We start from the raw sequence: 366 nt of genomic DNA on the forward strand, positions 1-366 counted from the left end.
ACTTCTGCGGTTATCTAGTTTTCAAAGAACGATGTTTGCCATTGAGAGAACATCACTCGTTCCCTCAAAACTGAACGAAACGAAAGCGCCATGTTCATGCATATGGACTACTGTCTAGCTCCAGCGCCTGGCTCTCTTCTGCCAAATAACCTTCCCCCTCGGGGTGCAAGCACCCCTCTGGGTGAAGAACATTTGGCTTCGAGAGCCGATCGCGGCGCTTCCGCTTTTCGTACTGTCTAGCTCCGGCCGCCATCGGCTCACGACGCTTCGGTCCTGCTGCGGCGGCAACGGCCTCCTCGCAGGCCCTCCAGCGCGTTTCGCCGATAGGCGGGCGGCCTTCGCTTTTCCCCTTAGAAAGGAGGTGAT

At 56.8% G+C, this 366-nt stretch carries 1 protein-coding gene; it reads right to left on the reverse strand.

Features of this window, described 5'->3' with window-relative positions:
* Window positions 1-94 precede the first annotated feature (94 nt).
* Window positions 95-366: hypothetical protein (locus B4113_RS20620; protein WP_235598006.1), on the reverse strand; the 272-nt coding region annotated here is incomplete at its 5' end.

Origin of the sequence: Geobacillus sp. B4113_201601 (genome assembly GCF_001587475.1) — a bacterium.
GTDB classification, from domain to species: Bacteria; Bacillota; Bacilli; order Bacillales; family Anoxybacillaceae; genus Geobacillus; species Geobacillus icigianus.